Source organism: Streptomyces xanthochromogenes (genome assembly GCF_014650455.1).
Lineage (GTDB): Bacteria > Actinomycetota > Actinomycetes > Streptomycetales > Streptomycetaceae > Streptomyces > Streptomyces xanthochromogenes.
The window spans coordinates 251,034-264,466 of record NZ_BMUZ01000010.1; the positions used below are offsets into that span (position 1 = coordinate 251,034).

Sequence of the window (13,433 nt, forward strand, 5' to 3'; positions counted from 1 at the left end):
GCTGTCCTAGGACTGCGAGCAACTAAGAGAGATAGTGCATCGCAGTCCTAGGACTGTCAACAGTCCTAGGACTATGTTTGACTAGGCCCTAGTGAGAGGGGTTTTAGGAATGGCAGCCAAGTGGCGGGAGCTGGCGGACAAGCTGGCCGAGCAGATCAAGCGGGGCGACTACCCGCCGGGTAAACGGCTGCCTCACATCCGAGAACTGGTCGATGCGGGCGAGGGGTCCAAGGCCACCGTCCACGCGGCTTACAAGGCGCTGGAAGCAGAAGGGCTGGTCACTTCTTCTCGCGGCCACGGCACCGTCGTACGACAGCAGGTCCCCCTGAAGCGGCTCGGTATCGCCCGGTACGACAAGGCCAAGTGGCGGGACGGAGACGAGGTCGCGTTCATCGCGGACCGGGTGGCCTCAGGCCGGTCCTATCGCCGTAACGAGCAGACTCAGACAGTCAGTCTTGTCGAGGCGCCGGCCGAAGTCGCCGCAGCGCACGGACTGCCCGTGGGGGCCCCTGTCTACGCCCGAGCCCGCCTCGTGAAGGAGGGCGAGCAGCCGACGCACACGCTGACCAGCTACTACCGTCCCGAGCACGTCGAAGGCACTCGTCTTGTGGACCCGACCCCGGGGCCTGCCGGTCGGGGCGGCGGCTTCCGTGTGCTGTACGACGCTGGCTACGAGATCGACCATATGAAGGAGCAGATTTTCGCGCGCACTCCGAGTGCGGATGAGGCGCGGTTGCTTCAACTTCCCGCAGGCGAAGCGGTGGTCGAGCTTCATCGCACGACCTACACAGAAGACGGCACCGTGATCGAATTTGCCATCGGGGTACACGCGGCTTCACGGTTCGCATGGGAGTACGACTTCAAAGTCCCGGACTCCGCGGGGGATGGAGGGAAGCCCTAGTGATCTCTGCGCAAGACTGGGAAGACACCCGCTGCGTTTGGGCGTACCACCAGATGGGCCACACCCCGCGCCCGTGCTCTGTTGCGATCGCACTGGGTAGCCATGACCTAGGCGTGGCAGACGCCGCCGTTGATCTGTATGCGCAGGGCTTGGTGCCGTTGCTCGTCTTCACGGGAGCAACCAGCCCTACGACGCGTGAGCGCATGCCGCGGGGCGAAGCAGTTCACTACCGTGAGCGGGCTCTCGAACTGGGCGTTCCTGCATCGGCCGTGCTCATCGAGTCCCGGGCGCGGAACACCGGCGAGAACATCCGCTTCTCTCGCGAACTCCTGGAGGGAGCGCACGTGGATGTCTCCTCCGTCTTCCTCGTCAGCAAGCCGTACGAGGAACGACGGGTGTATGCCACGGCGCGCAAGGTGTGGCCTGAAGTGGAGTTCGTCAGCGCTTCCAGCTCCATGACGCTTGAGCAGTACGTCGACTCCGTTGGCGATGCCAGGTTGGTGATCGACATGCTGGTGGGCGCACTTCAGCGGTTGCTGGTCTATCCGGAGCAGGGGTTCATGATCAGCCAGGACGTTCCGAGCAACGTGATCACGGCTTATGAGCGGCTGTGCCTAAGCGGGTTCACGAGTCGGCTCCTGCTGGACGACCATGGTCACGTTCTCAGCCAGACCCGCCGGTGACGAGCCACGGTATAGACCCGCTCCACTTGCTCGGGAGTGAAGGCCCCGGAGACCGGGCCTAGCGAGGCGACCTCTCGTTCCTGGTAGATCCGCACGTCGTATTGCGTGGCCGCACGCTGGAGTGCCTCGATACCGACGAAGACGAGGGCTGGTTCGACTACCACGGCGAAGTCGCAGTACCGCTCCAGCACCCCACGCACATAGGCCGCCTCTGCCTTGCTTGCAGCGGCATAGGGGTGCGGTCGCCCGTTGTTGACCTTGGCCATGGTGTCTCCCACCCAGACCGAAGCAGCAGGATGGGTCTTCGTGTTGATGCTGAATACGCCACCAGGGCCGATCAGTAGATGATCGATGTCACCACCGTTGCTCTTCTCAACCCCGTGGAGAACACGCCAGCCAAGCGCGGACAGCCGTTCCAGCTCTCGGCCGACCCGGCGCTCCCCATCCAGCCCGGTGTACCAGGAGTCCCATTCGGAGGGCTGACGCAGCAACTTCGCGCGGAGCCGCTGGGCGGATGAGGGACCACGCTCGGCGATCATCCCAAGAAGCCGGGCACCGGGGCGATTCCTTGCCAAGTCTTCGCTTGGCGTGAGCTGGGGGAGGGCTCCTGGTCGCCCTGCTGGGATATGTGGACTCTGCCGGTGGACCTGCTGCTGCGGGGTGGTAAGGCGAGCAGCAGATGGGCCGTCAGACGCGGAGCTGATCGTTATGTCTGAGCCGAGGTGCTGCCGAAGCACGGCTAACGCTTCAGTCCGATATCCCTGAACCTTGATCGTTACCGACTTCGTAGCCCGGTCGGCCCAGGCAACTGCGGTCCCGTCAGGAAGATTGACGTAGAGCCGATCTTTGCCATGCCTCTTCCACACGTTCACCGTCAAATTGCTCACCACTCGCCCCCCAATGCGTGCCGCTTTCACATATGCCAGCAGGCGATGGCCGCGTCGACAAGACCGCAGAGGACGAGCGAGCTGTTACAGGTTTCTCTACCTCATCAAGGCACCCGGCTGCGCTCCGCTCCGCCGGGCGCGCTTTCCGGCTCCGCTTGGGCGCGACGCTCCTGCCTGCGGCCCGCTCCGCGCCCTGCTGCGCCGACGCGCGCCCACATGTGGAAAGGGCCGAGGCCATGAGTCGATCACCGCACGATGCGCTAGGGCCACAGACGTGCCTCCGGCGGGGGATCGGCCGACTCCGGGATGGAGGGGGCGCCGTTGCCGAGCGCGGGCCGTACGTGGCTGGCGTAGGGAGCTCCCATCCCGTCTGCCATCGACCCCGGCAAAGCCGAGCAGACGCGGCCCAGGGCGTCAAGGTCGTTCGTCCAGTAGGGCGCTCCACCTTGACGCCCTGAACCACGCCCGCTTTAGGAACGTGTGGGTCGACGGCAGACGGGATGGGAGCTGGGGAGGGTGGTGGGCTGGGATAGGTGGGAAGGCAGAACCGGCCGGATTCGAACCGGCGTCCTCGCGATTTTGGAGACCGCGCGCGACTACCTCTGCGCTACAGCTCCGCCCCGTCTGCCATCCTACGGACTTCTACTGCTGCCACAGGGCCCGTGCCCCTCCCGTGCCCGATCGACCGGGAACTGACGGGGAACCACGGAGTTCGGCGGACAACGCGCACGAGAGCGGCCCCCGACCGATTCACCAGGTCAGGGGCCGTTCATCCGCGGTGGGTGTGGGATTTGAACCCACGGTGACATCGCTGCCACGACGGTTTTCAAGATTGATCCCGCACGACAGCTCGTCGCCGACTTGTCTTTATGCATGCAATTCCAGCCAATACCCTGCGTGTTGTTACTGTCGGGTATGTAGCCTTAGCAGTTACCCAGAGACCCGTAGTGCAATCCATGATGGCAACCCTCGGTTGCACAGAGTAAGTATCAGCTTCGGCGAGTATCCGAGAGTGATCGGGCAGTCCATGCCAGATGGCCGATCTCGGCTAGCGTCCCGCCTGTCATAGCGAAGCCCACCTGACCGCGCATGCTGGCAGGCCGAGCGGCAGGTGGGCGACTGAACCCGGAGGCTCAGATATGAATTTGTCCCCAGGTGAGCGGTGCGTGTCAAACCCGCGCCAACAGCTCACCGTGATCACTGTCATCGTCGTGATCGTTCTGGTCTCACCTTCCTGGGCCAAGGTGGTCGGGGCATACGCGGACGCAGCGGCGGTCCTTGCGCTGGTCGGCGCCGCAAGCGGTACAGCAGCGAAGTACCGCAACCGCACCAACCATTGGCGGACCATCGCGTCCAGCTAGGGCTTTGAAGCGACCCGTATGACCGAGAACACCTGATCCACATAGAGCTACGGATCAGAAGGTTGCAGGTTCGAATCCTGCCGAGTGCACACAGGTGAGAGGCCCCGGACATCGCGTCCGGGGCCTCTTGCGTTGGGGTCCGGCCGTGGTGGTGCTCAGTGCAGTTGTTCGGCCAGGCCGACGATGATGCCGGCCGGGCCGCGGAGGTAGCAGAGCAGGTAGCTGTCCTCGAAGCGGGCGAGTTCGCCGACGAGTTCGGCGCCGTGGGGGCGCAGCCGGGCCAGCGTGTCCTCCAGGTCGTCGACGGCGAACATCACGCGGTGTGTGCCCAGCACGTTGTGCGGCTGGTTGCGCGGCCCGGTGCTGATCACCGCGGGGGTGCGGTACCTCGACAGTTCGAGGCGGCTGTGGCCGTCCGGGGTTCGGAGCATCGCGATGTCGCAGTGGACGCCGTCGAGTCCGGTGCACCGGTCGGCGACGAGGCCCTCGACCTCCGTCCGGCCCTCCAGCTCCATGCCGAGCTCGGCGAAGAACGCGATGGCGGCGTCCATGTCCTCGACGACGATGCCGACGTTGTCCATCCGCTGAATCGCCATGCTGGTTTCTCCTTCTCGTTCGGGCGGCCGGTGGTGGCCGTCGATGTCCCTGGGACGGAGCCGGTCGCGCCTTCTCGACATCCGGCGGCCGCCGGGCTCCGACGATCGTCCTCGCGGCCTCAATGTGCCCGGTGGCGGTACCCGGCCGGGCATGACGCAGGGGCGGCAAACGGGTGGCGGGGCGCGGAAGTGGGGGATGGACGGGAGACGGTACTGGGGGCGCCGGCGGAAGCGCTGATGCGGGCTCGCTCGGGGTGGGGGAGGTTGCCCGGGGCCCTGCGTTGTCAGTGGTGGGGGGTAACTTCGAAGCGTGGCTGGGTTGTGGCGGTGTGTGGGGGTTCGCTGGGGCCAGGGCGGGGCGCGGCTTCGGTGGGAGGAGGGGCGCAGCAGTGGGCTGGAGTACGGGCGGGTCGTGGCGTTCCGGGTCGTGGGGGCACGCAGCTGTGTCGGGGCCCGGGGCAACCCGTGCCCGATGGGGGCGCCGGTGCCGGGGCGCAGTACGCAGGCGCGCTGCGCCGAGTGCGCCCGGCTCGATCGGGCGCATTCCGTCGCCGCCGATACGTATCTCGACGATCCCCGCACCTACCGGGTCTACCTCGCCTGGTTCGGGAGCGGTCTGCTCAAGGTCGGGATCACCGCGGAGGAGCGGGGGCCGGCCCGGCTGCTCGAACAGGGGGCCGTGGCGTTCTGCTGGCTCGGGCGCGGGCCCCTGATGGCGGCCCGGCGCTGCGAGGAGCTGCTCAGGGCGGCCCTCGGGGTGCCGGACCGGATTCCGTACGCCGAGAAGCGGGCGGTACGGGCCCGGCTTCCCGGGGTCGAGGAGCGGACGGCCGAGGTGGCTGGGCTGTACGCGCGGGCCGTCGCCCTGCCGGACTGGCCCGAGTCGTTGGAGCGGGTCGAGGGCCAAGTCGTAGATCATCAGGCCGAGTTCGGCCTCGACGGGCTGCCGGATGCCGACGGCGTGGTCGCCGAGCTCGTGGACGAGGGGGTGGTCAGTGGTCGGCTGCTCGCGGCTGCCGGGCCCGATCTCCATCTGGACGCGGGGGACGGGCGGGGCGTCCTCGTGCTGGACACGCGGCTCATGAGCGGGTGGGGGCTCACCGCCCTGGGGCCGGGCGACCCCGGTGGGTTCACCGTTCCCGTGCGGGAGGTTCCCAAGGAAGGCGGCGAGCAGGGTTCCCTCTTCTGACGGCTGACGGCTGACGGCTGACGGCTGACGGCCGAGGGCCGAGGGCCGAGGGCCGGGGATGGGCCGGGGGCGGGGGCTTGAGGCCCGGTGGCCGGGAGCCGGCGGCCGGGCGGCGAGGGGTCGAAGGGGCGGAAGGGGGTGGACAGGGCGGGGCGTGCCGCCGAGGGTGAAGGACATGAGCGATCACGTGGGGCGGCAAGCGGCTGCAAGGACCGCAGAGGCGGCACGGGTGAACGGCAGCGACGGCTGCGGCAGCGGCGGCGATGGCGGCGATGGCGAAAGCGAGGGCGGCAGCGGCGACGGCGGGTTCGCGGTTCGGGCGTTCTGGGGGCGGCTCGGGGTTCCCGGGCTCGTCGACGTGCATACGCACTTCATGCCCGAGCGGGTGCTGAACAAGGTGTGGGAGTACTTCGACTCCGCCGGGGAGCTGGTGGGCGGGGTCGAGTGGCCCATCACCTACCGGGAGGACGAGGCCGAGCGGGTGCGGCTGCTCCGGGAGGAGTTCGGGGTGCTCGCGTTCACCTCGATGATCTATCCGCACAAGGCCAGGATGGCCGAGTGGCTCAACGGGTGGAGCGTCGGGTTCGCCGCCCGGACGCCCGGCTGTCTGCACACCTCCACGTTCTTTCCCGAACCCGGGGCCGCCGGATATGTACGGGACGCTCTCGACGCGGGCGCCCGCATCTTCAAGTCCCATGTCCAGGTGGGCGGTTACGACCCGGGGGATCCGTTGCTCGACCCCGTCTGGGGGTTGCTCGCGGAGGCGGAGGTGCCGGTCGTCATCCATTGCGGATCCGGGCCCGCGCCCGGGAAGTTCACCGGGCCGGGGCCGGTCGGCCGGGTGCTCGCGCGCCATCCCCGGCTGCGGCTGGTCGTCGCGCACATGGGGATGCCGGAGTACGCCGACTTCCTCGGCCTCGCCGAGACGTACGGGGAGGTCAGGCTCGACACGACGATGGCGTTCACCGACTTCAGCGAGCGCTCCGCGCCGTTTCCCGCGGGTGGGCTGGGCCGGCTGCGGGATCTGGGGGACCGGGTGCTCTTCGGCTCCGACTTCCCCAACATTCCGTACCCCTATCTCCATCAGCTGGAGGCGCTGGAGCGGCTCGGTCTCGGCGACGAGTGGCTGCGGGCCGTCTGCCACGACAACGCCGCCCGCCTCTTCGGGCTGCCGGTCCGGCGCCCGCTGCCGGACCCGGGCCCGCTGCCCGGCTGAAGCCCGCCGACCGACCGGACGCCGACCTACCGGATGCCGACCGACCGGATGCCAACCGACCGGATGCCGACCGACCGGACGCCCGCCGACCGACCGGACGCCCGCCGACCGGCCGGGCAGCGGGCCGAGCCGCCCACTTTCTCAGGCAAATCACAGGAACGGGCAAGGAGGTTCTCACGGCCCCCTCACAGGGTGGGGCCATGACCGTTACCTCCTCGCCCCAGGGGCGGACCGAAATGCTGCGGCCGGACGGCAGCCCCGTGCGCGTGCTCGTCGTGGACGACGAGGCGCCGCTCAGCGAGCTGCTCTCCATGGCACTGCGCTACGAAGGCTGGGAAGTGCGCAGTGCCGGCGACGGGGCCGGGGCGGTGCGCGACGCCCGGGACTTCCGGCCGGACGCCGTGATCCTCGACATCATGCTGCCGGACATGGACGGCCTCGCCGTCCTCGGGCGGCTGCGCCGCGAACTGCCCGACGTGCCGGTGCTGTTCCTCACCGCCAAGGACTCCGTGGAGGACCGGATCGCCGGGCTCACGGCGGGCGGCGACGACTACGTCACCAAGCCGTTCAGCCTGGAGGAGGTCGTGGCCCGGCTGCGCGGCCTCATCCGCCGCTCGGGCACGGCCGCCCTGCGCAGCGAGTCCGTCCTGGCCGTCGGCGACCTCACGCTCGACGAGGACAGCCACGACGTGACCCGGGGCGGGGTCAACATCCACCTCACCGCGACCGAGTTCGAGCTGCTCCGCTTCCTGATGCGCAACCCGCGCCGGGTGCTCAGCAAGGCGCAGATCCTCGACCGGGTCTGGTCGTACGACTTCGGCGGCCAGGCCAACGTCGTCGAGCTCTACATCTCCTACCTGCGGCGGAAGATCGACGCCGGGCGCTCCCCGATGATCCACACCCGGCGTGGCGCGGGGTACCTGATCAAGCCCGGGGAGTAGGACCGCGTGGGCAGGTTCCGGCGGCCCTGGTCGCTGCGCACCCGGCTCGTGGTGTCGGCGGTCGTGCTGCTCGCCGTGGTGGGCGCCGTCATCGGTACGGTGACCGTCCTCGCGATGGGCGCGAACCTCCAGGGCCAGCTGGACAACCAGCTGCGCGCCGGGCTGCCCCTGCGCGCGATGGGGCACGCGGGCCAGGGGCAGGCACAGGGCCAGCGGCCGCCGGACGGCGACCGGCTCGACTTCATCGTGTCCCGGCCCGGACAGCCGCTGTCCACGGTCGGCGCGGCCGTCGCGGCCGACGGCTCGCTCACCGGGCTGCGCAGCACCCAGCCGGAACGCGAGGGCGAGAGCCGTACCGTGACGTTGTCCGGGGAACAGGCCGAGGCGCTGGCCGCCGTCGCCAAGGACGGCCGGGTGCACTCCGTCACGCTCCCCGGTCTCGGGGACTACCGGGCCCTGTGGGACCCGGACCGGGCCGTCGTGCTCGGCTTCCCCACCGACAGGCTCGACGCCACCGTCAACACCCTTGTGGTGGTGGTCATTTGCGTGACAGGGGCGGGCCTCGTCGCCGCCGGCATCGCGGGCGCGGCCATCGTCGGGGTGGCCCTGCGCCCGCTGCGCCGGGTCGCGGCCACCGCCACCCGCGTCTCCGAACTCCCTCTGCACAGCGGTGAGGTGGCCCTGCACGAGCGCGTACCGGGGACCGAGGCGGACGCCAGGACCGAGGTCGGGCAGGTGGGCGCCGCGCTCAACCGGATGCTGGACCACGTCCACGAGGCGCTCAGCGCGCGGCAGGAGAGCGAGACGCGGGTGCGGCAGTTCGTCGCCGACGCCAGCCACGAGCTGAGGACGCCGCTCGCCTCCATCCGGGGCTACGCCGAGCTGACCCGGCGCGGCCGCGAGGACATCGGGCCCGACACCCGGCACTCGCTCGGCCGCATCGAGTCGGAGGCGACCCGCATGACCGGTCTGGTCGAGGACCTGCTGCTGCTCGCGCGCCTCGATGCCGGACGCCCGCTCTCGTACGAGAGCACCGATCTCTCGGCGCTGGTGGTGGACGTCGTCGGCGACGCGCACGCCGCCGGGCAGGGCCACACCTGGCGGCTCGAACTCCCCCCGGAGCCGGTGGCGGTGCGCGCGGACCGGGAGCGGCTCCAGCAGGTCCTGGTCAATCTGCTCGCCAACGCCCGTACGCACACCCCGCCGGGGACCGTCGTCACGGCCCGGGTCGAGCCGCGCGGGCCCGAGGTCGCCGTCGAGATCGAGGACAGCGGCCCCGGCATCCCACCCGACCTGCTGCCGCACGTCTTCGAACGGTTCGCGCGCGGGGACGCGTCCCGCTCCCGCAACGCCGGCTCCACCGGGCTCGGCCTCGCCATCGTGCAGGCCGTCGTCACCGCGCACGGCGGGCGGGTCGGGGTGCGAAGTGCGCCCGGGCACACGGTGTTCGAGGTCCGCCTCCCGGTACAGCACCCGCGAGTCGGCCCCTCGTACGGCGCCCTCCCGGCGCAGCACCCGCGACCCGGCTCCACACGCGGCGCCCTCCCGGCCCGGGCCTGCGACGGGGACCCCTCGAATCCGCCCCGCACCACCGCCCCGCACCTCACAGGCTGAGCACAGGCCGACCACACAGCCGTGACAGCGCGGCTCGCGAGGGTCGGCGCATGCCAACCGAACCCTCTGCCGCGACCGCGTCCCACACCGCGCCGCACGCCGCGTCCCACGCCGCGTCCCACGCCGCGTCCCACGCCGCGTCCCACGCCGCGTCGCGCGCGACGGTCCCGGCGCACCCGGCACACCCCGTGGCCCTCCCGGCCCGCCGGCACCTGCCGGTCCAGCCGGCCGGCACCCCCGTCCTCGACGTGACCATCCCCGTCCACAACGAGGAGCAGGACCTGGAGCGGTGTGTGCGGCGGCTGCACGAGCACCTCACGCGGACCTTCCCGTACGGCTTCCGGATCACGGTCGCGGACAACGCCAGCACCGACGCAACCCCCGTCATTTCCAAGAGACTTGAGCGGGAGATACCGGAGGTGCGGGCCTTCCGCCTGGAGGAGAAGGGGCGCGGGCGGGCGCTGCGGACGGTGTGGTCGGCGTCGGAGGCGCCGGTGCTCGCGTACATGGACGTGGACCTGTCCACCGACCTCAACGCGCTGCTCCCGCTGGTCGCGCCGCTCATCTCCGGCCACTCCGACCTCGCCATCGGCTCCCGCCTGGCGCGGTCCTCGCGGGTGGTGCGCGGCGCCAAGCGGGAGTTCATCTCGCGCACGTACAACCTGATCCTGCGCGGTTCGCTCGCGGCACGGTTCTCCGACGCCCAGTGCGGGTTCAAGGCGATCCGGCGCGATGTGGCGCAGCGGCTGCTGCCGATGGTCGAGGACACCGGGTGGTTCTTCGACACCGAGCTGCTGGTGCTCGCCGAGCGGGCCGGGCTGCGCATCCACGAGGTGCCGGTGGACTGGGTCGACGACCCGGCCAGCACCGTGCACATCGTCAGCACGGCGATGGACGACCTGAAGGGCGTGTGGCGGATCGGGCGGGCCCTTGCCGTCGGGGCGCTGCCGCTCGACCGGCTTGCCCGGCCGTTCGGCGACGACCCCCGGGACCGGCAGCTGAGCGGGGTGCCCGGCGGGCTCGCCCGGCAGCTCGTCGGGTTCTGTGTAATCGGTGCGCTCTCCACCCTCTTCTACCTCGCCCTGTACTCGCTCTCACGGACCGTCATGGGGCCCCAACCAGCCAACGGTGTCGCCCTGTTGGTGTCGGCCGTCGCCAACACGTCGGCCAACCGGCGGCTCACGTTCGGCGTGCGCGGCCGCGACCGGGCGGTGCGCCACCAGGCGCAGGGCCTGGTGGTGTTCGCCATCGGGCTTGCCCTGACCAGCGGCTCGCTCGCGGCGCTCGACGCCGCCAACGCCGACGCCGCGCACTCCACCGAGGTCGCCGTCCTGCTCGCGGCGAACCTCGCGGCCACGGTGCTGCGCTTCCTGCTGTTCCGCGCCTGGGTCTTCCCCGACCGCGCGGGCCCCGTACCCGTGAGCGACGACGCCCCGCACCACGTCGACACTCCGTACCAGGCCGACACTCCGTACCAGGCCGAAACCCCGCACCACGCCGAAACCCCGCACCACGCCGACCCGAAGGGCGACGCACGATGACCACGACCTCACCCCTGGCCGATCCGCGCGAGGGGGTCGCGGCTTCCGGCCCCCGGACCGCCCGGAACCGGCTGTGGCGCGGCCGCCCCGACGACCCGGCCTGGGCGCGGCCCGCGCTCCTCGCACTGCTCGCCGTCACCTGCGCCGCCTACCTGTGGAACCTCAGCGCCTCCGGGTATGCGAACTCCTTCTATTCGGCGGCCGTCCAGGCGGGCAGTCGGAGCTGGAAGGCGTTCTTCTTCGGCTCGCTCGACGCGGCCAACGCGATCACCGTCGACAAGCCCCCCGCCGCGCTGTGGCCGATGGCCCTGTCGGTACGCCTCTTCGGCCTCGGCTCCTGGCAGATCCTGCTGCCCCAGGTCCTGATGGGCGCGGGCACGGTCGCCGTCCTGTACGCGGCCGTGCGGCGCCGGTTCAGTCCGGCCGCGGGGCTGATCTCCGGGGCGGTGCTGGCCCTGACGCCGGTCGCGGCGCTGATGTTCCGCTTCAACAACCCGGACGCGCTGCTCGCGCTCCTGATGACGGTCACCGTGTACTGCGTGCTGCGCGCCCTGGAGGACGCCCGCACCAAGTGGCTGGTGTGGGCCGGGGTCGCGATCGGCTTCGCCTTCCTGACCAAGACCCTGCAGGCCTTCCTGATCCTGCCGCCGCTGGCGCTCCTGTACGCGGTGTGCGCGCCCACTTCGATCCGCCGACGGCTCGGCCAACTCGCCCTGGCCACTGGCGTGTTGATCGTTTCCGGCGGCTGGTGGGTGGCGGCCGTGGAGCTGTGGCCCAAGCCGTCGCGCCCGTACATCGGCGGCTCGCAGCACAACTCCTTCCTCGAACTCACCTTCGGCTACAACGGGCTCGGCCGGCTCAGCGGCGACGAGACCGGCAGCGTCGGCGGCGGGGGCGCGCGGCCCGGCGGCATGGAACTTCCGGCGGGCATGCGTGCCGGGGGCGGCGGTGGTGGCGGAGGCGGTGGCTGGGGTGCGACCGGCATCGGGCGCATGTTCAACTCCGAGGTCGGCAGCCAGATCTCCTGGCTGCTCCCGGCGGCCCTGCTCCTGCTGGTCGCGGGCCTCGTCGTCACCTGGCGGGCCAAGCGCACCGACACCGCGCGCGGCGCGTTCCTCGCCTGGGGCGGGGCGCTCCTCATGACCGCCGTGATCTTCAGCTTCATGGCGGGGATCTTCCACCAGTACTACACGGTGGCCCTGGCCCCCTACATCGCCGCCCTCGTCGGCATGGGCGTCACGGTCCTGTGGGAGGAGCGCTCGCGCATCGGCGCGGCGCTCGCGCTCGGGGCGACGGTGGCGGCCACCGCGATCTGGTCGTACGTCCTGCTCGGGCGCACCCCCGACTATCTGCCGTGGCTGCGCTGGGCCGTGCTGATCGGCGGCCTCGCGGCGGGCATCGGCCTCGGCCTCGCGGGCCGGCTGAACCGCGGGGCCGCGCTGGGTGTCGCCGGTCTTGGCCTCGTGGCCGCGCTGGCCGGTCCCACCGCGTACGCGGTGAGCACCCTCGGCACCGGGCACACCGGCTCGATCGTCACGGCGGGCCCCGCCGGGGCGAGCATGGGCGGGCCCGGTGGCGGTGGTGGCGGCGGACGCATGCGGTTCGGCGGCGGGCCGGGTGCGGGGCCCGGTGCGGGGCCTGGTGCGGGTCCCGGCGCCGGGCCGGGTGCCGGGCAGACCGGTGGTCAGGCCGGTGGCCAGACCGGTGGCCAAGCCGGTGGCCAGAACGGTGGATGGCCGGGCCGTGGGGCGGGCCAGGGTCAGGGCGCCGGTCAGGGTACGGGTCAGGGTGTCGGGCAGGGCCAGGGCTCACCCGGTGCGGGCGCCGGGGCCGGTGGGCGCGGCGGTACGGGGGGTGGCATGGGCGGCCTCCTGGACGGCGCCAAGGTGAGTGCCGAAGCGCAGGCGCTCCTGAAGGACGACGCGGGCCGGTACACCTGGGCCGCGGCCGCCATCGGTTCGCAGAACGCCGCGAGCTACCAACTCGCCACGCAGAAGCCCGTGATGGCGATCGGGGGGTTCAACGGCAGCGACCCGTCGCCGACCCTGGCCCAGTTCAAGAAGTACGTGGCCGAGGGGAAGATCCACTACTTCGTCTCCGGTGGGGGCGGGATGGTGGGTGGGGGTGGGAAGTCCGGCGGCAGTGCGATCAGTAGTTGGGTGGAGGGCTCCTTCAAGAAGGTGGCGGTCGGCACCGCCACCTTCTACGACCTGACCTCCCCCGCGAGCTGACCCGCCCCGGGCCCGGGGGGTTTGCCCACCCTCCCCGGCCCCGGGGGGTTTGCCCACCCTCCCCCAAGCTCTTAATGAGCAGGGGGGACCCCCATCCCGTTGCCCGGGGTTGGTTGGTCCCGGCTCCCTGGGGCTGCGCCCCAGACCCCGGGGGGTTTGCCCGCCCTCCCGCCCGTGCGGCGGGTTGGATGAGCTGAGCCCTGGGGCTGCGCCCCAGACCCCCTGAGGGGCTGCGCCCCTCGAACCCCCGCAAGGGGCTCCGCCCCCTGCACC

At 71.0% G+C, this 13,433-nt stretch carries 11 protein-coding genes and 1 tRNA gene; 9 read left to right on the forward strand and 3 right to left on the reverse strand.

What is annotated here, in order from left to right:
* The first annotated feature begins 109 nt into the window (after positions 1-109).
* A complete protein-coding gene (locus IE267_RS25990; protein WP_189764888.1) occupies positions 110-901 on the forward strand; it encodes a GntR family transcriptional regulator in 792 nt (263 codons plus the stop codon).
* Positions 901-1,584 carry a YdcF family protein gene (locus tag IE267_RS25995; RefSeq protein WP_189764889.1) on the forward strand — a complete coding sequence of 228 codons (684 nt, stop codon included), beginning with the start codon at positions 901-903 and terminating at the stop codon, positions 1,582-1,584. Before IE267_RS25990 ends, IE267_RS25995 begins: the two co-directional genes overlap by 1 nt.
* Here IE267_RS25995 and IE267_RS39740 read toward each other — a convergent pair.
* Both IE267_RS39740 and IE267_RS26005 read right to left on the reverse strand, forming a co-directional pair.
* Positions 1,557-2,123, reverse strand: a complete 567-nt coding sequence (locus tag IE267_RS39740; protein WP_229861418.1) for a nuclease-related domain-containing protein — start codon at positions 2,121-2,123, stop codon at positions 1,557-1,559. The two genes, IE267_RS25995 and IE267_RS39740, sit on opposite strands and share 28 nt — an antisense overlap.
* Before the next feature lie 890 nt (positions 2,124-3,013).
* A tRNA-Trp gene (locus IE267_RS26005) sits at positions 3,014-3,088 on the reverse strand.
* A gap of 549 nt (positions 3,089-3,637) precedes the next feature.
* Here IE267_RS26005 and IE267_RS26010 point away from each other — a divergent pair.
* Positions 3,638-3,832 carry a hypothetical protein gene (locus IE267_RS26010; RefSeq protein ID WP_189764891.1) on the forward strand — a complete coding sequence of 65 codons (195 nt, stop codon included), beginning with the start codon at positions 3,638-3,640 and terminating at the stop codon, positions 3,830-3,832.
* Positions 3,833-3,987: 155 nt separating this feature from the next.
* Here the strand turns inward: IE267_RS26010 and IE267_RS26015 are convergent, their stop codons facing one another.
* Positions 3,988-4,428 carry a VOC family protein gene (locus IE267_RS26015; protein WP_189764892.1) on the reverse strand — a complete coding sequence of 147 codons (441 nt, stop codon included), beginning with the start codon at positions 4,426-4,428 and terminating at the stop codon, positions 3,988-3,990.
* A 310-nt stretch (positions 4,429-4,738) separates the two neighbouring features.
* On the opposite strand from IE267_RS26015, the gene IE267_RS26020 reads away from it, so the two are divergent.
* The 6 genes from IE267_RS26020 to IE267_RS26045 all read left to right on the forward strand — a co-directional run bounded on the left by IE267_RS26020 (position 4,739) and on the right by IE267_RS26045 (position 13,160).
* A complete protein-coding gene (locus IE267_RS26020; RefSeq protein ID WP_189764893.1) occupies positions 4,739-5,617 on the forward strand; it encodes a DUF2797 domain-containing protein in 879 nt (292 codons plus the stop codon).
* 175 nt (positions 5,618-5,792) lie between these two features.
* Positions 5,793-6,833, forward strand: coding sequence for an amidohydrolase family protein (locus IE267_RS26025; protein WP_189764894.1), 1,041 nt, complete (start codon positions 5,793-5,795; stop codon positions 6,831-6,833).
* Between the two features lie 200 nt (positions 6,834-7,033).
* A complete protein-coding gene (locus IE267_RS26030; RefSeq protein ID WP_161244914.1) occupies positions 7,034-7,774 on the forward strand; it encodes a response regulator transcription factor in 741 nt (246 codons plus the stop codon).
* Positions 7,775-7,780: 6 nt separating this feature from the next.
* Positions 7,781-9,388, forward strand: a complete 1,608-nt coding sequence (locus IE267_RS26035) for a HAMP domain-containing sensor histidine kinase (RefSeq protein ID WP_229861419.1) — start codon at positions 7,781-7,783, stop codon at positions 9,386-9,388.
* Positions 9,389-9,438: 50 nt separating this feature from the next.
* The gene (locus tag IE267_RS26040; RefSeq protein ID WP_189764895.1) at positions 9,439-10,929 is read left to right on the forward strand and encodes a bifunctional glycosyltransferase family 2/GtrA family protein; all 1,491 of its coding nucleotides are present in this window, start codon (positions 9,439-9,441) and stop codon (positions 10,927-10,929) included.
* Positions 10,926-13,160 carry a glycosyltransferase family 39 protein gene (locus tag IE267_RS26045; RefSeq protein ID WP_189764896.1) on the forward strand — a complete coding sequence of 745 codons (2,235 nt, stop codon included), beginning with the start codon at positions 10,926-10,928 and terminating at the stop codon, positions 13,158-13,160. Before IE267_RS26040 ends, IE267_RS26045 begins: the two co-directional genes overlap by 4 nt.
* The last annotated feature ends 273 nt before the right edge of the window (positions 13,161-13,433 follow it).